We start from the raw sequence: 23,497 nt of genomic DNA on the forward strand, positions 1-23,497 counted from the left end.
AGATGCCAGATATCGTCGAGGATCTCAAGGAGCAGGTCATCAAGGCGTTGAACCTGCGGGACGTGACGCCGGAAGACATCGACCCCGACGCGCCGCTGTTCGGCGAGGGACTGGAACTCGACTCCATCGACGCGCTCGAGATCGTCGTCATGCTCGAGAAGCGCTACGGCATACGCGTCGAGGACATGGACGTCGCCCGTCAGGCGTTCCGTTCCGTGAACGCCCTGGCGGAGTTCGTCACGGAGAACAGGGAGTCGTGCGAACAGACCGAGTAGCCATCACGGGCATCGGCATCGTCTCGGCTGCGGGATGGACGCCGGAGGAGTTGTGGTCTGCCATCGAGGCGGAGCGGTCTGGGCTGGGACGCCTGACGCTCTTCGACTCGCCGCGCTGCGGCCACGTGCCCGTGGGGCAGGTGATCGGCGATCCGGCCGCAAGGAGCGGCCTGTCGCGGGGGTCGCGGACCGATCACTTCGCCGTCTGCGCCGCCCGCGACGCGCTCGAAGACTCGGGACTGCGGGAGCCGGGCCCGGCGGCGGACCGCCGCCGAATGGGCGTCGTCCTCGGCGGCACAACGGGGGGAATGCTCAGCACCGAGGCCTTCCTGCAGAAGCTGCTGCTGGACGAGGCGTTCGACGCGGCTCTGCTGCGCGATCACCAGTGTTGCGCCGCCACAGAGGCCGTCGCTGCCGGCCTGCAGTTGCGGGGGTTCCGAGCCACCGTCTCCGACGCATGCGCATCCAGCAACGCGGCCGTCGCGATCGGCTGCGACGTCCTGCGGTCCGGCGAGGCCGACGTCATGCTCGCCGGCGGGGCGGATTCGCTCACGCGGCTGACGCTGAACGGCTTCTGCTCGCTCCTGAACGTCTCGCACGAGGGCGCCCGGCCCTTCGATGCCGAACGGTCGGGGCTGAGCCTCGGCGAGGGGGCCGGAATGCTCGTGCTGGAGCGGGAGGAGGCAGCCGTTGCCCGCGGTGCCCGCATCTACGGCCTGGTCGCCGGCTACGGCAGCACCTGCGACGCGAACCACCTGACGGCGCCGATGCCCGACGGCTCGGCGGCCGCAAACGCCATGCGGCGAGCGCTGGAGATGGCGGGGATTGCGCCGGCTGCCGTCGACTACGTGAACGCCCACGGCACGGGCACGGTGACGAACGACCTTGCCGAGGCACGCGCGCTGCGGGCGGTCTTCGGCAGTCGCCCCCCCGCCGTGTCCTCGACCAAGCGGTTCTTCGGCCACACGCTGGGGGCCGCCGGCGCGATGGAGGCGGTTGTCTGCGTCCTCGCCATGCAGAGACAACGGTTCCCGGCCAACCTGGGCTTCCGCACAATGGACGCCGAGGTCGGCTTCGCCCCCGTTGCACACACGTGCGACGGCACGATCCGGGCAATCGTGACGAACTCGTTCGGCTTCGGCGGCAACAACTGCTCGCTGGTCATCTGTGGACGGGAGGCATAGATGACGTCGCCGGGGCCGGGCAGGCACGCGGGTGTGAGCATCTGCGGCATGGGGCTCGTGCTGCCGGGCCCGACGCCGGGCATGCTGCCGTCCGTGCCGTCGCCCCGGCTGGCCGCGGGGCCCGTGTACTCCTGCCGCGAACTGCCGGCCCTGCCGCCCCGGTACGCCAGAGCGCTGCGACGGCTGTGCCGTGCGGACCACCTGGCCCTGGCCGCAGCCGTGCAGGCTGTCGGGGACCGTGGCGGTCAGGAAGGCCCGGACGACGAGACCGCCGTGTGCGTGGGGACGGGGATGGGCGTTGTGGGCGCGACGGCGGCCTTCCTGGAGAGCATGGTCGAGGAGAACGAGGGCAACCCCAAGCCGACGGCCTTCACCAACTCCCTCCACAACGTCCCGGCCGCTCAGATCGCCGTCTACCTCGGGCTGCGCGGCCCGAACAACACCTTCATCCACGGGTCCGTCTCCTTCGAACTCGCACTGTGGCGGGCGCTGCGGATGATGGAGACCGGGCAGGCCCGGCGGGCCGTCGTCGTCGGCGTTGACGAGGCCAGCCCCTACGTCGTCACCGCCGGGCAGCGCCGGGGCTGGTTCCGCGGCGACGGCGCCTCGCTGGATCCCATGGCGGGGTCGGCGGCGCGTGTGCGCGGGACGGTGCCGGGGGAAGGCGCCGGCGCCCTGCTGCTCTGCCGCGAGTCCGATGCCCCGCAGGGCCGCCGTGAGGCACGCCTGGCCGGGCTCCGGATCGAGCCGCCGGCCGATCCGCGCATCGCCGTGCGCGACCCGGACGCCGAGGCGGAGTTCGTGGTCGACGCCCTCGAATCAGCCGGGGTCGCGATGGAGGATGTCGATCTGCTCCTGCTGGGCGCGAACGGCGATTGCCGGATCGACGACGCCCACCGCCGCGTGGTCGGTGCTCTTGCACGGTCCGGCCGCGTGTCGTGCGGCGTGTTCAAGTCCTCCTGCGGCGAGTTCTGTGCCGCCGCAGCGGTGGGCGTCGTGCTCGGCGCCATGGCCGTGCGGGACGGGGCACTGGCGCCCGCGATCCGGCTCCTGGGGCGGCCCGTCCGGGCCCGTGCCGTCTCCTGCGTGGCATGCTATAACCTGTATGAGACGGGCTACCGCAGCCTCTGCGTGGTGAAGGCATGAATCGCTTCGGAGTCGCAACGCTTGCCGTCCTGGCCTGCTGGGCCGGCGTCGTCCTGGCTCTGGACGGGGCCGCGCGCTGGTGGGTCGGCGGCGCCCTGACGGTGGCGTACCTCGTCGCACTCGGCGTCGGCGTGGCCTTCCCCCGGGCCGGGTTCTTCTGCCGGGCCTTCTGCCGCGGGGATGCGGCGCGCCGGCAGGTGGCGTTCACGTTCGACGACGGTCCGGATCCGGCCGCGACCCCCGCGCTGCTGGACCTGCTGAGGGAGCAGCGCGTGCCCGCCGCCTTCTTCTGCATCGGGCAGAAGGCGCAGGAGCACCCCGACGTGGTCCGGCGCGCGGTGAGGGAGGGGCACGTGGTCGGCAACCACACGTTCCGGCACAGCCCGTGGACGAACTTCCTGTCCGCGCATGGCCTGCTGCGCGAGATCGGGCGTGCCCAGGACGCCCTGGGGCTGGTCGTCGGCCGCCGGCCCCGCTATCTGCGCAGTCCGGTGGGGCTGACGAACCCCCGCTTCCCCGGGGCGCTCTGCCGATCCGGGACGACCTTCATCGGTTGGGACGTGCGGTCGCTGGACCGGGGCGCCGCGCCCGACGCCGTGGTGGCGCGGGTGTGCAGGAAGGCGCGCCCCGGCAGCGTCTTGCTGATGCACGACGGCGGCGCGGACGCCGAGGCGCTGGTCGAGGCCGTGTCCCGGATCATCGCGCAGCTCAGGGACCGGGGCTATGCATTCGTCGCCCTGGAGGACATGGGCGCCGGCCCGCCCTACGTGGACGGATGACGCGGCGGCGACACGGCGTTTCAACGGGAGAAAGCACATGCACGCAGATCATCGGAGACGGCTGCCCGCAGTCCTCGGCCTTCTGTTCGCGGCCGTGTTCGCCGTGTCTGCGCCGCTCGGGCATGCGGCAGATGCGGAAGGGATGGTCGGGGCGGCGCCGCGTTCGCTCAGCGGCGAGGAGGTGGCGGAGCTGCTCAAGAGACTGGAGACCAGGCTTCAGAGCACGTCGTCTCTGAGGGCGGACTTCATCCAGGAGAAGCACATGAGCATCTTCACGGACGTCCTGACGGCGCGCGGGACGCTGCTGTTCGAACGCCCGAACGCCGTGCGGTTCGAGATGATCGAACCGTTCCGCTCGGTGCTCGTCGCCAGGGGGAGGGCCGTCGCGAAGTACGAGTGCGTGGAGGGCCGCTGGGAGAAACTGGACCCCGCCGCCGCATCGGCCATGAAGGCGGTGACGGACCAGATGATCCTGTGGCACGGGGGATCGCTCCAGGAGCAGAAGGGCGCCTACGACATCGGCGCCGTCCGGGCCGAACACACCACGATCGTGCTGACGCCGCGCGACCGGGAGGTGCGCGAGTACATCGGCGCCGTGGAACTCACGCTGGACGAAGAGGAGAGCTACTTCCAATGCGTGACGATCCGCGAGAGCGGAGGCGATTACACGTGCATGCGCTTCGCGCGGCCGGCGCGCAACCTCAGCATCCCCAAGGCGGTGTTCGACCCGGCGCTTGACGAGCCGGTCCGGCTCGAAGACGTCATGCCGTCTCCCCCGACCGCGCCGGACCCGCAGCCCCCGCCGGCGCCGCGAGCCGATCAGGGCGCGGCGCCCGACTCCTGAACCGGTGTGACGGCCCCGGCTTGCGCGAGCGTGAGGACGCGGACAGTCGCCTCGTAGCCGCCACGGCGGTCGGCGATCCTGATCGTCCGTGGGATCGGCTGCGGCCATGCGGTGAGGACCTCGTGGTCCGAGAACTCAATCCTGTGGCGCCATCTGCCGTTGCGCGCGGCTTCGACGTAGCGGATCAGGCGGCGGCTCACGGCGTCAAACGTGAAGACGCGTTGCCCGCCGTCCGGGGTCGATTCGGCGAACCCCACCTCGTCGGGGCCGAAGCGGGAGAGGCGGGCGTCGGGTGACGGCCTGGCGAAGAAGAGGCGCTCCATGGTCCGGACGGCGTTCTCGGCGAAGCGGTCCGCCGGGAAGCCCGGCGCGGCCCTCAGCAGCTTGAGCGTGTCCCCCGGGGACTGTTCGGCGGCGAAGACCGTCGTCCCCACGTCGGTGAGCGCGAGCAACCGGACGTAGCCCGGCGTCTCGCACGCCACGAGGCCGCTGAGTGTGAGCCCCCGCCCGCGGACCGTGAGCAGCACCCGGTGTTGTGTGGAGAACCGGCGCGGGTAGGCGGCATCCAGGGCGCCGCGCAGCTCGGCCGCAAGCGCCCCGTCATCCAGCGGCTGTCCCGGCAGGGGAGCCGTCCGGCAGCCCTGCGCCGCGAGCGCGGCCAGCAGCGTCAGCAGGCAACCGCTCAACGCCCGCACCTGGAACACGCGCTTCTCCCATCGCAGAAGGCACACGCCGGCGGGCGGCGCCATGACGCCCGACACGGTTCAGTAGATGCCCCCGTTCACGCCGATCACCTGGCCGGTGATGTACGCCGCCTCGTCCGAGCACAGGAAGACGACCAGCGACGCCACCTCCTCAGCCGTTCCGAGGCGGCCCACCGGCACCTTGTCGGCCACGGCCTCCTTGTCCAGGCCCTCCAGCATCTCGGTGTCGATGTAGCCGGGCGCGACGGCGTTCACGGTCACGTGCCGTCTGGCCACCTCCTTGGCCAGCGCCTGCGTGGCGCCGATGAGGCCGGCCTTCGACGCCGCGTAGGCGACCTGCCCCGGCAGGCCGGACTGCCCCGAGGTGCTGGAGATGCTGACGATCCGGCCGGACCGCCTGAGGACCATCTCCTTGACCACGGGCTGCGTCACGTTGAAGAACCCGGTCAGGTTCACGTCCAGCAGGCGCTGCCATTCGTCGTGCTTCATCCACACCATCAGCATGTCGCTGCGGATGCCGGCGTTGTTCACCAGTATGTCGATGCGGGCATGGCATTCGATGACGCCCTGCACGGCCCGGTTGGCCGCCTCGCTGTCCGCGACGTCGAACGGCAGCAGCTCGCCGGTGCCGCCGGCGGCCTCGACCTGCTGCAGGGCCTCCTCGGCCGAGTCCCGGCGGGTGCGGTAGTTGATGAGCACGTGCCTGCCGGTTCGGGCGAGGGCCACGGCAATGGCACGCCCGATCCCGCGGCCGGCTCCCGTCACCAGTGCGACCTGTCGCTGCGCGTCACCCATCGCTCTTGTCCCGTGTCCCTCGCTGTATGAGCAGGCTCAGGTCGGCTGCCGTGAGACCTCGTCCTTTCCATGCATCGCGGTAACGTTAGCGCAAAGCGTCGCCGCGGTCAACGCCTCCCGGCGGCCCGGGCGAGCAGGGCCCGGAGCCTCTCCCTCTCCGTCCCGAACGCAGGACACAGCTCCTGCGCCGTGCGGAGGTGCTCGCGCGCCTCGTCCCATTCACCGCAGTCGAGCGCGATCTGCCCGAGTCCCAGGTGGGGGGCATACCACACCGGGTTCAGATCGACGGCCCTGCGGAGGCGCCGCCGGGCCTCTTCGCTGTCGCCGTCATCCACGAGGTCCGCGGCCTGCATGAGGAGCGTCTTCGCCTCGCGGGCACGTTCCAGAGAGCCATCGGTCAGCATGGGGTCGGCGCCGATGGCCTCGGCGTCGGCCGGCTGCCCGAAGGAATCCAGACCGAACGGGACATAGGCGCCGAGCTGATGGGGGCCGGCCGACACCCAGATCACGCCGGCCGTGGCGTCCACAACGACCGAGTGCGTCGTCGCCAGCGAGTTGACCGCCGCCGGATGTCCCAGCGACGGGGCCGGCATCCCCTTCACCGCTCGGTCGCGCAGGAGGCCCGCCACGTCCGCCGGCGTGAGCGGTTCCCGCCGGCTCGACAGAAGCTCCGTGATGCGGTCGTAGCGGGTCAGGGTGGTCCCTTCGGCCATGTAGTCCGTGTTGGCCGAGTCGTCCTTGAGTCGGTCCGTCACGAAGTGGTTCGACGACACGAGGAAGCACCCTTCGGGCTGCAGGACCGAGCACCGGGACGGCGTCTTCTCCACGATGACGGCTCTGCCCGTCTTGCCGTCTGCCAGCAGGTAGCAGTCGGAGACGAAGACCGTGCTGCCCTCGATGATCCGGACGCCCTCCTGGATTGTCGACGCGTGCTGCATGACCTCGCGCATGACGAGGCTGACGGGCGTTCCGATCCGACGCGTGTCCGTGGAGCGGGCGGCGTTGATGCTGATGAACAGGTGCGCGTCATTCAGCCCCGTGACGACGCCGATCAGACCCGGCCAGGCGACCGACACGTAGCCGAAGCCCTCGTCGGGGACAACGCGCGCCACGCTCTTCCTCTCGTCGAATCCCGGCCCGGCGTCGAAGTCGAAGTTCCGGCCGATCAGGAGATGGCCGTCCCGCGTTGCCTCGCCCCATGCGGCAAAGGAAGTGCATCCGACCATCGGCAGGCCCATGACGGCGTGCGCGATGTCATGCGCGGCATGGTAGTTGAGCACGCGGTGGTAGAGGTGGCCGATCTCGGGGAACGGGTCCTCCGACCCCATCGTGAGGCCCAGCATCTCCATCTGGAAGCGCGGGGCCACGTGATCGGGCAGGTCCCGGTTGCGGATCAGGACGTACTTCCTCAGCAGCCACAGGCCGATGCGCGAGGGGACGTGCTCCTTGATCGTCTCCAGCAACTCCGCTTCCTGCTCCTTCAGGATGTCCCGTGTCAGCGACGCGTGGCAGTACCCGAGCGTGAACGGATCGCCGGCCAGGTACATGTGCATGATGCCGTCGCGCTTCGCCAGCCGGGCCGGACCGATCCGGAGCACGCCGTCGGCCTCGTGGACCTGCTGCCGGAGGATGGGGGGCGAGCCTTCCAGCGCGGGTGGGCGGGCGAAGCAGACCCAGTCCACAGCCCTCGACGCGAGGCAGACCAGCAGAACGAGCGTGGCCAGGACGATGCCCGCTCGGCGAAGCCTGCGCTTCCACCTGGAGCGCGGTCTGCTCCCGTCTGCACCTGCCATCACTCGTGCGGCCCCTTCAGGGAGCTGGGCGCCTGCCCCTGTGAGACAGGCCGCCATTATCGGAGAAGGGCCGACCCCCGTCAACGCCGTGCGACATCCGGCAGAGCGTCTCGTGCGGCGCGTCCTTCGAGAGCGACCCCGCCGCGACTACGTCGCATGGCGTGGAGTCCTCTTCACGAAGACCGTGGTCCCATCCGAGCCGTTGCCGACGGCCGGCTGCTCCTCCCAGGGCATCAGCCCTGCGTCCGCGAACGCCTGCACGCAGGAATTGCGTGCGCAACGACGGTCACGCGTGTGCCCGTTCCGGCCGCCCGCGAGTGCGCACAGCCATCGCGTCAACGCCGCCAGGGGGTGCCTCAGGAAACGCGGCCCGTCCAGGTCGCGGAACACGACCCGGCCGTTGTCCCGCAAGGCGGCCGCAGCCCTGGCGATCACGCGGCGCCGGTCCTCCGGCGGGCGGCCGCGAAGCGCGTCCACCAGGAGGACGACGTCGGACTCGGGAAGCGGGCATTCCAGGGGATCGGCGTGGCAGAACCGCACGCTCTGCGACGGGGACACCGTGCTCGCCGCCACCGCGATCTTGCGTTCGTCGGCGTCAATGGCAGCGATCCGGCGGCGCGGCGACCTGCGCGCCAGTATGTTCGACAGCAGGCCGTATCCGCAGCCGATGTCGAGAACGGCGGCGTCCCCGGGGACCATGTCGTCGATGCACCGGCACAGGGGATCGAACCGAAGCCTCCACGCGACGTGCCTCTCCGCGCACGCTCCGCGATAGCGGTAGAGGGCGCGCACGTTCCGCCGGAACGCCGGACCGGCCTGGGAGAGCCGCCGGTCCTCGTCCTGCTGAGCGAGGAGCCTTCCTTTGACCTCCCGCCCGAGGGCCCGGGCGCCCCCGGCGTAGTCGAACGTCTGGGGCGTGACTCGCGGCAGGACCCGGACGATGCAGTGGTGGTCGCCGATCCAGGCGGCATTGCGCGCCAGGCAGGATCGCGTGTCGGTGAGCAGCACGGGGATGACGTCGCTGCCCGTGCGACACGCCAGCTCGAACGCCCCCTTGTGGAACCGCTGCATGCGGCCGTCCGACGAACGCGTTCCCTCGGGAAAGACGACCACGCAGACGCCCCGGGACAGCGCGTTCGCGGCGTCTCGGAGGAAGCTCTCCGGCTCGCCGGGCGCGGGGCAGACATAGCCCGCGCTGCGGACGAGACGCCCCATCAGCGGGGCGTTCCAGACCCACGGCTTGACCACCATGACCATCTCGGTGGGCAACGCCAGCAGCATCATGATGTCCGAGCCCGAGTTGTGGTTGCTGACCAGGACCCCGGGCTTGCGGAGCGCCTCGGCATCCGCGTCGACGTACACTCGCCTGCTGCCGAGGTACGGCAGGAACCGCACAACGGTCGCGGCCATCAGGTGGAGGTACCGGCGGGCGAACCGCCGGCGGGCCTCCGCGTCATGCCAGTACCGCAGACGCAGACAGGGCCGCAGCACGGCCAGATACACCACGCCCATGACGAACAGGACGCCGTAGACCCACAGCGCGCCGCCGAACGTCTTCAGCGACGGCGCGCGGGGATCGCCTCCTGCCGGCAGCAGCTTGCCGACCAGCAAGGGCGCCACCAGCACGCCGTAGAGGAGGCTCCACGATATCCCGGCCGCGCCGGTCAGGCCGACCGACAGGAGCGCGGGATGCTCGGCGAAGGCCATCGAGATGAACCCGGCGATGGTCGTCAAGGCGCACATCAGCACCGAACCGAGCGTGGTCGCGGGCGGCATGTCCTGCCCGCGCAACGAGGCGATGGCGCTGCTCACCAGGATGACGCTGTAGTCCAGCCCGATGCCGAGGACGAACACGACGAACACGCTGGAGACCGCGTTGACCGGGACGCCGAGCAGCCCCAGAGTCGCCAGCGTGGACAGAACACTCAGCACCACCGGCACGATGGCGGCCAGCGCCAGTTCCCACGCCCCCAACAGAGCATAGAGACACGCGAGCAGCACGCCCATGGCCACAAGTGCCAGCTTCCTCGTGTCGCTTCTGACGATCTGGCCGAACCGCTCCGAGAAGCGCCGGCGGGTCAGCAGGCTCGCGCCGGGCAGGGCGGCGCTGACGCGCTCCAGCCCCTCGCCGGACGCGGCTCTCTCCGCAAGGGTCACCGGGGTGAGCACAAGGACCTCGCCGTCCGCCTCCGCAATCAGGCGGCTGAGCACCTCGTTCAGCCCGGTGTCCTCCAGGTCGCTCAGCGTGAGCGGCGGCGGGTCCTCATCGAGGCTCCGGACGAACGGCTCGAACGCATCCGCCGAGAACCCGAGGGCGGACCCTTTGCGCATCTCTTCCCGCACCGCTGCGCGCCGTTCCTCCGACCAGAACGCTTCCCAGCGGTCGCGGTTCCCCTCCTGCATCCTGGGCGACGGCAGAAACGGCGATATGGACAGGACCGATTCGACCAGGCCCTGCCGGCGAAGCTCGTTCAGACCGGCGAACACGCGCTCGTTCTGCTCCAGCGCCTCGTCCAGAGACGCGCCCCGCGTCAGCACGGCGGTCAGGTCGGAGCGGCCCCACGTCTGCTCAAAGGCCTCCATCTCATCGCGGTACCCGGCAGTCTGGTAGTCAAGGGCCGCCAGGTCGTCCTCGAACCGCACGCGCGGAAGCCCCACCAGGATCAGGATCAGCGCGCCGGCAAGGACCACACCCACACGCCCGGGCCCCCGATCCCGCCAGCGCAGGAAGGCCGGCCAGAGCGCGGCGAGGGGAAGCAGCGCAGCACCGGGCTCCTTGCGCGTGCGCGGCACGCAGTGCGGCAGCACGAGCACGGCAAACAGGACGGCCCCGAGGATGCCCACCGACGCCAGCACGCCCAGTGCCCGCTGGCCGGGCGCGGACGAAGCCTGCAGGGAGAGCAGTCCGCCCATCGTCGTGGTGGCGGCCGCCGCAAGGGGCAGCAGCATGGACCGTGCCCACGTCCTCGGGTCCAGTCGCGCCGTCTCCGGCGAGTCGAGCGGGTAGAGGATGTGCACACCGTAGTCCACGGTGATGCCGATCAGGACGGCGCCGAACCCCACCGAGATGGCCGAGATGTCCGGATGCACCAGCCCGCAGAGCCCCGTCGAGAACGCCGTGCCGAACGCGGCGGGCAGAAACACGAGGATGACGAACAGGCGGTGCCGGAAGAAGAGAACGCCGAGCAGCAGAACGCCAAGGGACGCCGCCAGCATCGTCTTGCGCACGTCGCGTTTGACCTGCGTCGCGTTCATCAGCGCCGCACGGTGCCCGCCGATGCAGGTGATCCGCACGGACATCGGGGGCACCGCCGCGAGAGCGGCCTCCCGGGCGCGGTCCAGGTCGGCCAGCAGCCGCTCGCCCTTCTGCGTGTCCGTGTTGGGGAAACCCGGACGCACGCTGACCAGGATGTGCCGGCCGTCCCTGCTCCATAGTCGGCCGTCCGTGGATTCGCCGCCGCCCAGTTCGCGCCCGAAGTCCTTGAGAGACGACAGAACCATGGCGTCCATCCAGAAGGGGTCCCTGCGGATCTGATCGCGCAGGACGACGCCGGACGGTTCGGTCAGGGTCCGCCTGGCACTGGCCAGGCTGCGGGCTATCGCCTCGGGCGTCAGTCGCTCCTCGAGTGCGGCCAGTTGCTCCCCCGACATCAGGCGTGAGCGGTGGGAGGCCAGGACCTCCATCGCGTCCAGGAAGTCCCTGCGGTCCGTGCGGTAGCGCACGCTCTCGACCAGCGGGATCGTCAGCAGATGCTCGTGCAACGCATCCGCCGCCGCGACCGCCAGGGCCTCGGCGTCCGCGCCGCCGATGTCCGCGGCCGCGGCATCGGCGGCCGCGATGTCGACATACAGGGCGTCCATCGCGCCGAAGCCGGTCACGACCGTCAGGTAGTCCCGCACCACGCTGTCGTTGTCGGGAAGCGCCACCGCAATGTCCTCGGTGAACCGCAGGCGCGCCGTGAACAACAGGCTGAGCGCAAAGACGATCACGGCGGCCCCTATGGCGGCGAAGCGCCCGGTTCGGCGGCTCATTGCGGGCCCCTCCGCCATGGCCGCATGACCGTCCTGGCGATGGCGTAGACAAATCCGGACGCTGCCAGCCCCGCGACCGTCGCCAGGATGACGCTCCCCACGAGGTAGTCGAGGGCATGGCTTCCCATCGTCGCCCGGTCCAGGCCGGCCGGCGACAGAGAACAGTCAACCTGGCCGGTCAACGCGAAACGACCGATCAGGATGCTGGCGAAGACGATGAACGGAATCGCGCCGGGGAAGGAGACGCACGTGCCCGCCAGAACCAGCGGTTTGTTCAGCCGCAACTTGTGGGCCGCCACGACGGCGGCGGCGCCCTGCAGGCCCCATATGGGGAGGATGCCGAAGAAGACGCCGACACCCACGCACAGCGCAAGCCGCCGGGCGGACGTTGTCTCGCGCCGAACCGCCTCACGGATCGCGTCCCAGGTCAGCTTCAGCCGGGGCCCGTGCCGGAAGTACGTCTGCGAGTACGCCGAACGCAGGTTCGCGGGCATGAAGAGCCGCTGGCTCAGCAGGCAGCCGTTCAGGTGCACAAGGCACAAGGTGTCCAGGAGCGACCGACGATCGGCCGGGCGCCCGGAACGGGAGGGGGCGCCGACCGGCACGTTCACCACGTGTCCCCCGCACCAGAGGAACCGGATGAGGACCTCCCTCTCGAACTCGTGCCCGCTCGTTCTGAGCCAGAGCTTGCGAACCGCCTCCAGAGGATACGCCCGAAGGCTGCTCTGTGGGTCCCGCACCCACCGGCCGGTGTGCACCCATGCCCAGAAGCGCGCGTGCGTCCGGCGCAGGCGGCCCCAGCCGCTCAGGTCCCGCACGCCGATGGCCAGGGCCTCCGGGTCCGACTCGATGGCGGCCAACAGTTCGCCCAGCTCGGCGCGACCGTACCCGCTGTCCGCCTCCATCGTGATCGCGTGCGTGAAGCCCAACTCGGCGGCACGTTCGAACCCCGCCGCGATCGCCGTGCCCTTCCGGCGGCTCCATGCCTGGGTGAACACCTCGACGCCCGGCACTTCCCGCAGCGCGTCCGCCTCGCCGCCGCAATCCGTGACGGCGATCACGCCGTTCGCCAGTCCCAGCAGGCCCTGCACCTTCTCTTCAAGCGCCGCGCCGCTGCCGTGGGCCAACAGGATCACACACGCGTTGCAGCTCACATGGGCCTGGTTTCCGGTCATCGGTCGTCCCGGGACCGCCTCTGGTCGATGAATACGGCCTTCTTGCGCGATTCGCGGAGGCACTGACGGCCCTGCAGTTCTTCGGCGGACACAATCCGGACCAGCGGCGTCACCTTGAGTTCCCCCTTCAGCGCCTCCCGGATGCGTTCGAGCGCCCCGGCCTCGTCGCCTGTGACGCAGCAGAGCACCTCGAGCTGATCGGCCATGGCCGGCGTCGTCGTCGCCACCATGAGGTAGTCGGCGACCTGCTCCACGCCACTCAGCGCCCTCTGCACGCCCGGGGGGTAGACCGTCGTGCCCTTCAGCTTGAGCATCTGGCCCTTGCGCCCCTGGATGGGCCCGATCCGCGGCGTCAGGCGTCCGCAGGCGCAGGGCTCGCGGATCACGAACGCCATGTCGCCCGTTCGGAACCGCAGCAACGGGAACGCCTCGACCCCCAGGGGCGTCACCACCACCTCCCCGAGCCGGCCGTCCGGCACGGGCCGTCCCTCCTCGTCGAGTATCTCGGCGTACACCAGCTCCGGATGCAGATGCCCCCCCGCGCCGGCGTCGCACTCGCAGAACGAAGTGGCCATCTCCGTCGCAGCGTAGGTCGAATACAGCTTCGCGCCCCACAACTCCGCCAACCGCCTGCCGAGCGGCGTCGGGCGAAGGGCAGCGTCCCGCAGCGACTCCCCGATGCAGACCAGCTTCCGGACGGGCAGCTCCGCCAGTGCCACGCCGACCTCCGTCGCGTAGTCAGCCACCTTCTTGAGGAACGACGGGACGGCGACGACCGCGGTCGCACCCAGTTGCCTGATGGTGTTCAGAAGCATCGCGGGCGACGCCGGCCCGACCCGCACCGTGGCGGCACCCAACTGGCGCAACCCCTCGAAGTACGCGAGGCCGGCCATGAAGCACTTGTCCATCGTGACGCCCAGCACGACGACGTCCTGCGACGTCAGCCCCGCGCAGATAAAGGACAGGCATTCGTTGTAACCGAGGCGCCGGAGGTCGGATTCGGTCATGGGGTACGGAGTCGGCTCGCCCGTCGTTCCGCTGGTCGTCACGATGTCCACGATCCGTCCCGGCCGCGCGGCCCACATCCGACGCCCGTTCGCCGACAGGTCGTCCTTCGTGGTCACCGGGACGAGTCGCGAGAGGTCCTCCGCGGAGGCGACCTGCTCGGGGCGGAGGCCGGTGGAGTCGAACAGGTCCCGGTAGAACGCGGAATGCGCGTAGGCGTGCGCCGCAGCGTTCGCAACGCCCTCGTCCAGAAGACGCCGGATGTCCTCCGAACGCAGGCCGCGCTCATCGCACACTTCCCGCTCGATCATGGCATGCTCGCACGTGAGGTCGTTCCGACCACCCTCGCCTCGCCTCGCCGGCTACCCGGCCGTCTCCACGTAGACCACCTTCTGCGCGTTGACGACCAGCGTCTTGTGCGGCTGCTGCTGTTCAAGCACCAGGAAGCCGAAGACGTTGCGGACCAGGAGCCCCTTGAGAACCGTGCCGCCGTCGAGGTGCACAGCGACGTCCTGAAACATGACGTCGGCGAAGGGGTCCGGCGGGGCCGCGAACATCATGTCCGGCATCCCCGGCACATCCGGCCTCGGTTCGCCCGCCGCGCCCCGGGCCTGGTCCGGAGCCTGCCCCGTGCATGGGGCGGCGCAGATGCACATCCACGCGCACGCTGCCATCAGTGCGAGGAACGCCGTTCGCCTTCCCATCGGATGCTCCTTCCGTTCTCTGAGTGTGTGCTTCCAAGCGGCACCCCCCCATACCCCACGCCGCATCGCCGCTCGGGCCGGCTATCTTGTATACCAGACGCGTGCCGCCCGTCAATGCGGTTTTCCTCGTGGCCCCGCCGGGGGCGGAGTAGAATGCTCCCGTGGTCCGCCGTCGGGCGGCGGACGTCCGAGAGACGGCACAGGAGGTCGGCGATGATGGGCGTGTTCCGGGCGGCGGCGACGGTTGCGTTGCTTGCGGCGGCGGGCGCCGCTCTGATACAGGGCCAGGAGGCCGGACAGGAGGCACCCATCGCCCGGGAGATCCAGTACCTGAGCGCCGCAGACGACACCATGCAGCCGGCGCTGTTCTACCGCCCGGAGACGGACGAGCCCCGCCCGCTGCTCGTGTCGCTCCACACCTGGGGCAGCACCTACAACACCGGCGTCACCGCCTACCGCGGCGACCGCCTGGCGGCCGAGAGGGGCTGGGTCTTCATCCACCCGGACTTCCGCGGCGCCAACCGCCGTCCCGAGGCCACGGGGTCCGATCTCGTGGTCGGCGACATCGTGAGCGCCGTGGACTACTGCCGGGAACACGCCAACGTCGACGAGAGCCGCATCTACCTGATGGGAGTCTCCGGCGGCGGCTACACGGCGCTGCTCATGGCCGGCCGGCGGCCGGACATCTGGGCCGGCGTCTCCGCCTGGGTGCCGATCTCGGACCTGAAGGCCTGGTACGTCGAGCATCACGCCAAGGGCTCCCGCTACGCGGTCGACGTCGCTCGCTCCTGCGGGGGCGACCCGACCAACGAGCCCGAGGCCGAGGCGCAGGCTGTGAAGCGCTCGCCGGTGACCTACCTCGCGAACGCGGTGGACGTGCCGCTCGACATCCACGGCGGGCTCACGGACAACATCGTCTCCTTCGCCCATTCCCTGTGGGCGTTCAACGCCGTGGCGGCCGAGGAAGACCGCATCCCCGACGACGCGATCGCCGCATTCGTGGAGACGAAGGAGGTGCCGCCCGGGCTCCGCGGAGGCGAAGGCGACGGGACGCGCGGCGTCGTCTTCAGCCGCACGTCCGGCAAGGCCCGGGTCGTCATCGGCCGGGGCGGCCACGGGGCCGTCAGCATCCGCGCCGCCGTCGAATGGCTGGCGCAGCAGAGGAAGGGCGAAGAACGGCCGACAGACGAACAGGCGGCCTCAGGCGCTTCGACGGGGGCGTGAACCGGATGCCCCCCCGGCGTCGGCAGGCGTGTGTCGGTGGGGCGGCGGTACGGTAGAATGGGGGTTCAACGCATGCATCGTCGGGGGGACGTTCCATGGGGCTGCTGGCCGTGGCCGTTCGCGTCTATGCCATCATGGTGATCGTGCGGGTGCTGTTCTCGTGGCTCCCGCCGCAGAGCCGCCGGAACGAGGTCTACCTGTTCCTGTTCTCGGCGACGGAGCCCCTTCTGGGTCCCCTCAGGCGGGCGCTGCCGCCGGCCGGCGGGTTCGACTTCTCGCCCCTGGTGGCCATCCTGATCCTGGAGGTTGTGGGGCACCTGCTGGGTGGGTAGGCGACGCCCGGACGCTCAGGGCACGGGGACGGTCTCCAGAACGCGCCCGATGACCTCGTCGGGGCGCACGCCTTCGGCCTCGGCCTCGAAGGTCAGGATCAGCCGGTGCCGCAGCACGTCGGGGGCGGCGGCCTGCACGTCGTCCGGCAGCACGTGTGCGCGGCCCGCCATCAGCGCACGGGCGCGCGCCACCATCACCAGGTGCACGGCTGCCCGCGGCGAGGCCCCCCAGGCGACCAGCGATCGCAGGTCCGAGCCCGTCTCGCGGGTGGCGCGCACCAGGTCCACGGCGTAGTTGCGGGCGCGCGCGTCCACGTAGATCCGGTCGGCGACCGCGCGGGCTTCGGCGATGTCGGACTTCTCAAGCACCGCCCGGGCAGACGACGGCGGCCGGGAGGTCGCCATTCGCTCGACGATCTCCCGTTCGGCCTCGCGTTCGGGGTACGGCACCTTCAGCTTCAGGAGGAACCGGTCCACCTGGGCCTCGGGCAGGGGGTAGGTGCCCTCCTGCTCGACCGGGTTCTCTGTGGCGACGACCATGAAGGGATCGGGCAGGGGGAGGGTGCGGCCGGCAAGGGTCACCTGGTGCTCCTGCATGGCCTCCAGCAGGGCGCTCTGCACCTTGGCGGGCGCACGGTTGACCTCGTCGGCGAGGAGGAGGTTCACGAAGATGGGGCCCCGGCGCACGAAGAACTCGCCCGTCTGCGGGCTGTAGACCTCGGCGCCCAGCAGGTCCCCGGGCAGCAGGTCGGGGGTGAACTGCACACGGCCGAAGTCCACCGCCAGCGCGCCGGCCAGGGTGGTGGCGCAGAGCGTCTTGGCCAGCCCGGGCACGCCCTCCAGCAGCACGTGGCCGCCGCAGACGAGGGCCGAGAGCATGCCGTCGATCAGGGGGTCGAGCCCGATGACGACGTGGTGCACCTGGCGGCGCACGGCGTCCAGCCGGGGCCGGATGCCGTCCAGACGCTCCTGCAGGTCGCGCTGCGGCGATTCGGGCATGCGGACGTCCTCTCTTCCATCGGGGACCGGTCAGTATAGCGCAGGACGCGGCGCGTTCAACCGTTCCGGCGGCCGGACAAAGCCTTGACCGCGCGCCGCAGGGGCGGTACACTCAGGCAGCGAGTGTGCAGGGGGACGAAGCGCGGGGAGGCCCGGGGACATGGTATCTGCCGCACTGCTGCCGCCGATTGCCGGGATTCTGGGAGGGGCGGACCTCGCCCTGCTGGGCCTCGTGGCCGTCGCCGCAGTCCTCGGGTTCCTGCTGGGCCTGGTCTGGATGCTGGTGATGATGGGCATGGTGGTGGGGTGCATCTGGCTCACACTCCTCTACCATCCGGTGGTTGCCGAGCAGCTGGGCACGCGCTTCTCGGAGTCCGTGCGGCTGATGGGCAGCGCGGCTGCGGTGTTCGTGGGGGCGCTGCTGGTCTGCGGCCTGCTGGCCTACTTGTTCCGCGACATCGTCAACTCGCTCAAGCCGCACCTGACCGACCGCCTGCTGGGCCTCGCGTTCGGGACGCTCCTGGCCGGCATACTGTGTGCGTTCGTGGCGTTCGTGGCGATGCAGTACGGCGGCGAGGGGACACGGCCGGGCGCGGCGGTGGAGAACTCCACCGTCTGCCGCGCACTGGGCATCTGCTTCCGCCATGCCCTGCCGGACCGCCTTCGGCACACCGCGACCCGAGCCGGCGGACGGGCAAGCGGTGGGCAGCCCTGACTGCCCCCGTCACACGTGACCACGCGGGTCACAGTTTTCCGCCTTTTTCTGACGGTCCCCCCTCCATTTCCGCAGGGCGTCGGCCCCGCACGTCCCGGACGGGCCGGCGCTCCGGCTCGACGGCCGCACCCACGCCCGGCGCTGTAAAAGCTTGAGCGGCAAGCGGTTAGGTGCCCCGGCCCCGTGCGTGCCCCGCATGCCGCCCCGCCTCGGGTGCGCCCTCACGGCCCGCGTGGCACCGCACTTGCGTGATTCGAACGCTGCTGCTGCATGGTCTGCTCCGTTCGGGAGGTGCTGCCGTGCTCGGAAACGCTCCGGTGCTTGAGTTGACTGAGGCGTATGAGGACTACGTGGACCTGCTGAGCGTGGCGGGTCATGGCGTGAAGCTGCCGGCACTGGCCCGACACCTGGCCGGCGGCGAGGAGCAGGCGGCGGCAGTCGAGGCCGCGCTGCGGAGCCGGACCGGCGGGGGGCAGATCGACCGGACGGCGACCGAGCGCATGCAGACGCTGCTGCATGGCCTGATCCGCGAGATGCGCGAGCCCCTGGGCGAGGCCGCTCCGGAGCAGCCGGCGGCACTGCGGGAGGCACTCACGCAGGGATCCCTGAAGGAACGCGATGCGGCGGCCGACGCCGTGCTGCTGAACGGACACCGGCAGTTCCTCCAGCCGTCCACCATGTCGGCGGGCGAGTTGCGCGGGCTTCTGGCCGAGCGGGAAGCGGAGGGCGACCTGGCGATGGTGAAGGTCGTGCCGCACGTGCAGCGCGAACTGGCGCGGCGCGGCGTGGAGGCCTCCGAGGCGGAGATCGGCCGGTGGTTTGCGGCGGAGGACCCCGAGGAGCGGGTGCCGGGTTGCCTGCGCACGATCGCGGGGGGACTCGGCGCGGGGTTCCGAACGGGCCTGGTCGCCCTGGAGGAGATGGTCCGCGGCCAGGACCCGGACGAATGGCTGGAGCAGACGCGATCGGCGCTCCGGTTCCGCAGCCACAGTTCCATGCACAAGGCCATCGCGGAGGCGACGAGCCTGAAGTACGACTGCGTGCACAAGGCCCTGAGCGGGCGCAAGAAGGCGAAGCGCATCCAGGCCGAGATCAAGTACTGCCTGGAACTCTGGCTCCGCGAGCAGCAGGCCGGCCGCGATCCGGGCATCCCCGAGGAGTACCTGGGCGTGCCGGTCAAGGAGATGCACGGCCTGATGGCGCGGCTGGAGAACCTGCATCCGACCAAGGAAGACGTCTACCGGCTGATCTCCGAGCGCACGGGCATCAAGACGGGGTCGGTGCGGCGCTACTTCCAGAACAACGGGCAGTTGAAGTACGCGCCGCCATCGGTCTTCCGCTGCGCCGCCGAGCTGGCCGCCCAGGAGCGGCCGGTGCGGGTGCGAGACTCCTATCTGTCGGACCCGCGCACGCGCCAACTGGCCGAGGACCTGGCCCACCGGGCCAACGAGGCGCTGTCGCGGTGGAACGCCGCCGACGGGACCGCCGAACACGAGCTGGCGTTCAAGGAGACCAGGCGCGCGCTGATCGTGACGCTCAAGGAGCGCAGGAGCCGCATGCCGGTGCTGCGCTCCGTCGGTTGAACTCCCCCCTCCCACTGCGGGGGATGCCGCCGTCCGGCGACGATACGTATGCGGCGTCCCCCGCATCCTGTCCGTCGGTCAGGTGCCTTCGCGCCAGCCGGCCATGTAGTCGCTCTGGCGCTTGGTCGGCCGGTCGATCCGGATGTGCATCGTCTCGAGCTTCAGGCGGGCGACCCACTGATCGATCTCGCGCGGCACGGGGTGCACCTTCGGGGCAAGCCCGCCGCGGTTGCGCACGGCGTATTCGGTCGTCAGCGCCTGGAGCGCGAAGCTCATGTCCATGACGCCGGCCGGGTGCCCCTCGGCGGCGGCCAGGTTGATCAGGCGGCCCTCGCCGAGCAGGTAGACGCGCCGGCCGTCCTCGAGGACGAACTCGTCGACGTTCGCCCGCACCTGCCGCCTGATGTCGGCGGCCAGTTCGGAGAGGTCCTGGATGCTGATCTCCACGTTGAAATGGCCGGAGTTGGCGATCAGGGCGCCGTCGCGCATCTGGAGGAAATGGGCCTTGCGAAGCACCTCGGCATTGCCGGTGACGGTGATGAACAGCTCGCCCTGGCCGGCCGCCTCTTCCATCGGGCGCACGTCGAAGCCGTCCATGGCCGCCTCGAGCGCGCGGAGCGGGTCCAGCTCCGTCACCGTCACGTGCGCGCCCATGCCCCGCATCCGCGCGGCCAGGCCGCGGCCGCACATGCCGTAGCCGGCCACCACGACCTTCATGCCGGCCAGCAGGACGCCGGTGGCCCGCAGGATGCCGTCCACGGTACTCTGGCCGGTGCCGTAGCGGTTGTCGAACAGGTGCTTCGTCATCGCGTCGTTGACCGCGAAGACGGGGAACTTCAGCACGCCGTCGTGCTCCATGGCGCGCAGGCGGTTGACGCCGGTGGTCGTCTCCTCCATGCTGGCGGCGACGTGATCGGCCAGTTCGGTGCGCTCGGTCAGGATGGCGGTGACCAGGTCGGCGCCGTCGTCCATCGTGATGCCGGGCTCGTGGTCCAGCGCGCTGGCGATGTGGCGGTAGTAGGTCTCCTGGTCCTCGCCGCGCCGGGCGAACACGGGCACGCCCACGTGCTCGACCAGGGCGGCGGCTATGTCGTCCTGGGTGCTCAGCGGATTGGAGGCGCACAGCACCAGGTCGGCCCCGCCGGCCTTGAGCGTACGGCAGAGGTTCGCCGTCTCGGCCGTCACGTGCAGGCACGCGGAGACGCGGAGGCCGTCGAGCGGCCGTTCCTGCTCAAAACGCCGGCGCACCTCGGCCAGCACGGGCATGGCCCGGTCCGCCCACTGGATGCGTTGAAGGCCCTTCGCAGCCAGTGAAAGGTCACTGACGTCGTGCTGCATGTCGTCCTCCGAATCTTGCGGTGATCGGGGTGTTCGGGCCGGCCTGCGGTCAGATCCCGGCCTTCTCGCGCAGAAGGGCCGCCTTGTCGGTGCGCTCCCAGGTGAACTCCGGCTCGTTGCGGCCGAAATGCCCGAAAGCGGCCGTCTTGCGGTAGATGGGCCTGAGCAGGTCCAGCGCCTCGATGATGGCGCGCGGCCGCAGGTCGAAGCACTCGCGGATCAGTTCGGCGATGCGGTCCTCCGGGATCCGCGCAGTGCCCTCGGCGTCCACGTGCACCGAGACGGGCTGGGCCACGCCGATGGCATAGGCGATCTGCACCTCGCAGACGCGGGCCAGGCCGGCCGCCACGACGTTCTTGGCCACGTGGCGGGCGGCATAGGCCGCGCTGCGGTCCACCTTGCTCGGGTCCTTGCCGCTGAAGGCCCCGCCGCCATGGCGCGCACGCCCTCCGTAAGTGTCCACGATGATCTTCCGGCCGGTCAGGCCGCAGTCGCCCCGCGGGCCGCCGATCACGAAGCGCCCGGTGGGGTTGATGTGGTAGGTCACGCCGTTGGAGTCCAGGTCCTCGGGCAGACAGGGGCGGATGACCTCCTCGATCAGGGCCTCCTCCAGTTCCTTGCGCCCGACGTCCGGGGAGTGCTGATGGCTGAGCACGATGGTCCGGATGCCGACCGGACGGCTGCCCCGGTAGCGAACGGTGACCTGCGTCTTGCCGTCGGGCCGCAGGAACGGCGCCCTGCCCTGCTTGCGCACCTCCTGCGCCTTCTCCATGATCGTGTGGGCCAGCATGATGGGCAGCGGCATCAACTGCGGCGTCTCGTCGCAGGCGAACCCGTACATCATGCCCTGGTCGCCGGCGCCCTGCTCCTTGCCGGTGCTCGCGTCCTCGTCGACCCCCATGGCGATGTCCGACGACTGACGGTCCAGCCCCACCAGCACGGCGCAGGTCTCGGCGCTCAGGCCCGACTCCGCGTCGGTGTAGCCGATGTCGGTGATGGCCTCCCGCGCGATCTGCGCGTAGTTGACGTTCGCGCTGGTGGTGATCTCGCCCGCCAGGATGGCCATGTCGGCCTTGACGAGGGTCTCGCAGGCCACGCGGCACTTCGGGTCCAGGCCGATCAGGGCGTCCAGAACGGAGTCGCTGATCCGGTCGGCGACCTTGTCCGGATGCCCGGCGGCGACGGATTCGGAGCTGTAGAGGTACTCGCGGTCACTCATGGCGTTCCTTCCGGGGCTTCGGGGGCCGAGATGGCAATCGGAACGGAGATCGACTCCGCCGACTATAGCAGAAACCGTCCCGGGCACGCAACGGCCGTCATCGAGCACCCGGCCGCGTTGACTCCGCCGGCGGGCTGGTGTATAAAGCGTGTTCCCATCGGCGAGGCCCCGCAGGCGGCCTGCCGACGGCCGGCGCGCGCCCGGAGCCGTCCGCGGGCGACACCCGCCGCACGCATCTCCCTCTGGACGATCACATGCCCGGGCAGGAGGCACACATGGCCGATCGAGACCGCGTCATCCTCGCATACTCCGGCGGGCTGGACACCAGCGTCGCCGTCCGTTGGATCCAGGAAACCTACAACCTCGACGTCGTCACTCTCACGATCGACCTCGGCACGAATGAAGACCTGGAGACGATCCGCGGCCGCGCGCTCGAAGTCGGAGCCGTCAAGGCCCTCGTCACCAACGCGGCCGATGTATTCGTGGACTACTTCCTCTGGCCCGCTCTGCGCGCCGGGGCGCTCTACGAGGGCGTCTACCCGCTGGCCACGGCCCTCGGGCGGCCGCTGATCGCCAAGCTGCTCGTCGACACCGCCCGCCAGGAGGGCGCCACCGCCGTCGCCCACGGCTGCACCGGCAAGGGCAACGACCAGGTGCGCTTCGACGTGTCCATCAAGACACTCGCGCCCGAACTCGACATCATCGCGCCGGCCCGCGAGTGGGGCATGACGCGTGAGGACGAAATCGACTACGCCGAACGCCACGGCATCAGGATCGACGTGACCAGGAAGAGCCCCTACTCAACGGACGAGAACCTCTGGGGCCGCAGCATCGAATGCGGCATCCTGGAAGACCCCTGGGTCGCCCCGCCCGAGGACGCCTACACGCTGACCGTGAGCCCGATGGACGCCCCGGACGAGCCCGAGGAACTGGAGATCGAGTTCGAGAAGGGCCTCCCCGTCGCGCTCAACGGCCGGGCGATGGACGGCGTCGAGTTGATTGAGGAGGCCGGGCGCATCGCCGGGCGACATGGCATCGGCCGCATCGACCACATCGAGAACCGCGTGGTCGGCATCAAGAGCCGCGAGATCTACGAGGCGCCCGCCGCCGTCCTGCTGCACGCCGCGCACACGGCCCTGGAGGGCATGACGATGACGCGGCCCGCCCTGCGGTTCAAGGCGGCCGTCAGCACGCACTACGCCGATCTGATCTACGACGGCCTCTGGTTCAGCAAGTTCCACCAGGACCTGGCCGCCTACGTGCTGAGCAGCCAGCAGGTGGTCAGCGGCAGGGTGCGCATGCGCCTGTTCAAGGGCACGGCCACGAAGGTGGGCATCCGCAGCGACTACGCGCTCTACGACAAGGCGCTGGCGACCTACGACAAGGGCGACGAGTTCGACCACAAGGCGGCGCTCGGCTTCATCTCGCTGCACGGCCTGCCCACGCGCGTGCAGGCGCAGGTGCTCAAGAGCGCACTGCCCGAGGAGACGCTGCGGCCGAAGCTGAGCCCCCCGGAGATCAAGCCGGATTAGGTGCAGGCGCTGAGCGCCGGCCTCTGGCCGGCTGTGGGGCGGGCATCTTGCCCGCCGACTTCCGCGTGACCAACCCCGGAGCGGGACGCTCCGGGCACAGCCGGCGAGGACGCCGGCGC

General features: G+C 70.4%; 20 protein-coding genes. 10 read left to right on the plus strand and 10 right to left on the minus strand.

What is annotated here, in order from left to right; translation table 11 throughout:
- Positions 1–2: 2 nt before the first annotated feature.
- Genes GXY85_01595 through GXY85_01615 form a run of 5 tightly spaced genes read left to right on the plus strand, consistent with a single transcriptional unit; the run spans position 3 to position 4,228 of the window.
- A complete protein-coding gene (locus tag GXY85_01595; protein ID NLW49523.1) occupies positions 3–275 on the plus strand; it encodes an acyl carrier protein in 273 nt (90 codons plus the stop codon).
- On the plus strand, positions 257–1,459 hold the full coding sequence (locus GXY85_01600) for a beta-ketoacyl-[acyl-carrier-protein] synthase family protein (protein ID NLW49524.1): 1,203 nt from the start codon (positions 257–259) through the stop codon (positions 1,457–1,459). Before GXY85_01595 ends, GXY85_01600 begins: the two co-directional genes overlap by 19 nt.
- Positions 1,460–2,605, plus strand: a complete 1,146-nt coding sequence (locus tag GXY85_01605; protein ID NLW49525.1) for a hypothetical protein — start codon at positions 1,460–1,462, stop codon at positions 2,603–2,605.
- The gene (locus GXY85_01610; protein ID NLW49526.1) at positions 2,602–3,384 is read left to right on the plus strand and encodes a polysaccharide deacetylase family protein; all 783 of its coding nucleotides are present in this window, start codon (positions 2,602–2,604) and stop codon (positions 3,382–3,384) included. Before GXY85_01605 ends, GXY85_01610 begins: the two co-directional genes overlap by 4 nt.
- A gap of 37 nt (positions 3,385–3,421) precedes the next feature.
- Positions 3,422–4,228 carry an outer membrane lipoprotein carrier protein LolA gene (locus tag GXY85_01615; GenBank protein ID NLW49527.1) on the plus strand — a complete coding sequence of 269 codons (807 nt, stop codon included), beginning with the start codon at positions 3,422–3,424 and terminating at the stop codon, positions 4,226–4,228.
- Here the strand turns inward: GXY85_01615 and GXY85_01620 are convergent.
- From GXY85_01620 to GXY85_01650, 7 genes are all read right to left on the minus strand, one after another.
- On the minus strand, positions 4,204–4,932 hold the full coding sequence (locus GXY85_01620) for a hypothetical protein (protein ID NLW49528.1): 729 nt from the start codon (positions 4,930–4,932) through the stop codon (positions 4,204–4,206). The two genes, GXY85_01615 and GXY85_01620, sit on opposite strands and share 25 nt — an antisense overlap.
- A 60-nt stretch (positions 4,933–4,992) precedes the next feature.
- Complete coding sequence (gene fabG, locus GXY85_01625) at positions 4,993–5,727, minus strand: 3-oxoacyl-ACP reductase FabG (protein ID NLW49529.1); 735 nt, start codon at positions 5,725–5,727, stop codon at positions 4,993–4,995.
- Between the two features lie 107 nt (positions 5,728–5,834).
- Positions 5,835–7,520: a tetratricopeptide repeat protein gene (locus GXY85_01630; GenBank protein NLW49530.1), complete on the minus strand. Its 1,686-nt coding sequence runs from the start codon at positions 7,518–7,520 to the stop codon at positions 5,835–5,837.
- A gap of 147 nt (positions 7,521–7,667) precedes the next feature.
- Positions 7,668–11,552, minus strand: coding sequence for a methyltransferase domain-containing protein (locus tag GXY85_01635; GenBank protein ID NLW49531.1), 3,885 nt, complete (start codon positions 11,550–11,552; stop codon positions 7,668–7,670).
- Entirely contained in the window at positions 11,549–12,727 is a 1,179-nt protein-coding gene (locus GXY85_01640; GenBank protein ID NLW49532.1) for a DUF2062 domain-containing protein, read from the minus strand. The genes GXY85_01635 and GXY85_01640 overlap by 4 nt, the downstream gene beginning before the upstream one ends.
- The gene (locus GXY85_01645; protein ID NLW49533.1) at positions 12,724–14,043 is read right to left on the minus strand and encodes a phenylacetate--CoA ligase; all 1,320 of its coding nucleotides are present in this window, start codon (positions 14,041–14,043) and stop codon (positions 12,724–12,726) included. The genes GXY85_01640 and GXY85_01645 overlap by 4 nt, the downstream gene beginning before the upstream one ends.
- Positions 14,044–14,094: 51 nt before the next feature.
- Positions 14,095–14,436, minus strand: a complete 342-nt coding sequence (locus GXY85_01650; protein ID NLW49534.1) for a hypothetical protein — start codon at positions 14,434–14,436, stop codon at positions 14,095–14,097.
- Positions 14,437–14,649: 213 nt separating this feature from the next.
- On the opposite strand from GXY85_01650, the gene GXY85_01655 reads away from it, so the two are divergent.
- Both GXY85_01655 and GXY85_01660 read left to right on the plus strand, forming a co-directional pair.
- Complete coding sequence (locus GXY85_01655; protein ID NLW49535.1) at positions 14,650–15,660, plus strand: prolyl oligopeptidase family serine peptidase; 1,011 nt, start codon at positions 14,650–14,652, stop codon at positions 15,658–15,660.
- Between the two features lie 95 nt (positions 15,661–15,755).
- Positions 15,756–15,992, plus strand: coding sequence for a YggT family protein (locus tag GXY85_01660; protein ID NLW49536.1), 237 nt, complete (start codon positions 15,756–15,758; stop codon positions 15,990–15,992).
- Between the two features lie 15 nt (positions 15,993–16,007).
- Here the strand turns inward: GXY85_01660 and GXY85_01665 are convergent, their stop codons facing one another.
- Positions 16,008–16,991, minus strand: coding sequence for a MoxR family ATPase (locus GXY85_01665; protein ID NLW49537.1), 984 nt, complete (start codon positions 16,989–16,991; stop codon positions 16,008–16,010).
- A 160-nt stretch (positions 16,992–17,151) separates the two neighbouring features.
- Between GXY85_01665 and GXY85_01670 the strand changes: the two genes are divergently transcribed.
- Complete coding sequence (locus tag GXY85_01670) at positions 17,152–17,706, plus strand: CvpA family protein (protein NLW49538.1); 555 nt, start codon at positions 17,152–17,154, stop codon at positions 17,704–17,706.
- Positions 17,707–18,023: 317 nt separating this feature from the next.
- A complete protein-coding gene (locus GXY85_01675; protein ID NLW49539.1) occupies positions 18,024–19,289 on the plus strand; it encodes a hypothetical protein in 1,266 nt (421 codons plus the stop codon).
- Positions 19,290–19,367: 78 nt separating this feature from the next.
- Here the strand turns inward: GXY85_01675 and GXY85_01680 are convergent, their stop codons facing one another.
- Both GXY85_01680 and GXY85_01685 read right to left on the minus strand, forming a co-directional pair.
- Positions 19,368–20,627: an adenosylhomocysteinase gene (locus GXY85_01680; protein NLW49540.1), complete on the minus strand. Its 1,260-nt coding sequence runs from the start codon at positions 20,625–20,627 to the stop codon at positions 19,368–19,370.
- 49 nt (positions 20,628–20,676) lie between these two features.
- The gene (locus GXY85_01685; protein NLW49541.1) at positions 20,677–21,846 is read right to left on the minus strand and encodes a methionine adenosyltransferase; all 1,170 of its coding nucleotides are present in this window, start codon (positions 21,844–21,846) and stop codon (positions 20,677–20,679) included.
- A gap of 275 nt (positions 21,847–22,121) precedes the next feature.
- On the opposite strand from GXY85_01685, the gene GXY85_01690 reads away from it, so the two are divergent.
- Entirely contained in the window at positions 22,122–23,378 is a 1,257-nt protein-coding gene (locus GXY85_01690; GenBank protein NLW49542.1) for an argininosuccinate synthase, read from the plus strand.
- The last annotated feature ends 119 nt before the right edge of the window (positions 23,379–23,497 follow it).

The sequence above is a fragment of the Candidatus Brocadiaceae bacterium genome (genome assembly GCA_012728835.1).
Lineage (GTDB): Bacteria > Planctomycetota > Brocadiia > SM23-32 > SM23-32 > JAAYEJ01.

What these genes read in the sequence shown, in the direction of transcription:
- GXY85_01595 (NLW49523.1), top strand. Translation starts at nt 3, where the DNA reads ATGCCAGATATCGTCGAGGATCTCAAGGAGCAGGTCATCAAGGCGTTG.
- GXY85_01605 (NLW49525.1), top strand. Translation starts at nt 1,460, where the DNA reads ATGACGTCGCCGGGGCCGGGCAGGCACGCGGGTGTGAGCATCTGCGGC.
- GXY85_01610 (NLW49526.1), top strand. Translation starts at nt 2,602, where the DNA reads ATGAATCGCTTCGGAGTCGCAACGCTTGCCGTCCTGGCCTGCTGGGCC.
- GXY85_01615 (NLW49527.1), top strand. Translation starts at nt 3,422, where the DNA reads ATGCACGCAGATCATCGGAGACGGCTGCCCGCAGTCCTCGGCCTTCTG.
- fabG (NLW49529.1), bottom strand. Translation starts at nt 5,727, where the DNA reads ATGGGTGACGCGCAGCGACAGGTCGCACTGGTGACGGGAGCCGGCCGC.
- GXY85_01630 (NLW49530.1), bottom strand. Translation starts at nt 7,520, where the DNA reads ATGGCAGGTGCAGACGGGAGCAGACCGCGCTCCAGGTGGAAGCGCAGG.
- GXY85_01635 (NLW49531.1), bottom strand. Translation starts at nt 11,552, where the DNA reads ATGAGCCGCCGAACCGGGCGCTTCGCCGCCATAGGGGCCGCCGTGATC.
- GXY85_01640 (NLW49532.1), bottom strand. Translation starts at nt 12,727, where the DNA reads ATGACCGGAAACCAGGCCCATGTGAGCTGCAACGCGTGTGTGATCCTG.
- GXY85_01645 (NLW49533.1), bottom strand. Translation starts at nt 14,043, where the DNA reads ATGATCGAGCGGGAAGTGTGCGATGAGCGCGGCCTGCGTTCGGAGGAC.
- GXY85_01650 (NLW49534.1), bottom strand. Translation starts at nt 14,436, where the DNA reads ATGGGAAGGCGAACGGCGTTCCTCGCACTGATGGCAGCGTGCGCGTGG.
- GXY85_01655 (NLW49535.1), top strand. Translation starts at nt 14,650, where the DNA reads ATGATGGGCGTGTTCCGGGCGGCGGCGACGGTTGCGTTGCTTGCGGCG.
- GXY85_01660 (NLW49536.1), top strand. Translation starts at nt 15,756, where the DNA reads ATGGGGCTGCTGGCCGTGGCCGTTCGCGTCTATGCCATCATGGTGATC.
- GXY85_01665 (NLW49537.1), bottom strand. Translation starts at nt 16,991, where the DNA reads ATGCCCGAATCGCCGCAGCGCGACCTGCAGGAGCGTCTGGACGGCATC.
- GXY85_01670 (NLW49538.1), top strand. Translation starts at nt 17,152, where the DNA reads ATGGTATCTGCCGCACTGCTGCCGCCGATTGCCGGGATTCTGGGAGGG.
- GXY85_01680 (NLW49540.1), bottom strand. Translation starts at nt 20,627, where the DNA reads ATGCAGCACGACGTCAGTGACCTTTCACTGGCTGCGAAGGGCCTTCAA.
- GXY85_01685 (NLW49541.1), bottom strand. Translation starts at nt 21,846, where the DNA reads ATGAGTGACCGCGAGTACCTCTACAGCTCCGAATCCGTCGCCGCCGGG.
- GXY85_01690 (NLW49542.1), top strand. Translation starts at nt 22,122, where the DNA reads ATGGCCGATCGAGACCGCGTCATCCTCGCATACTCCGGCGGGCTGGAC.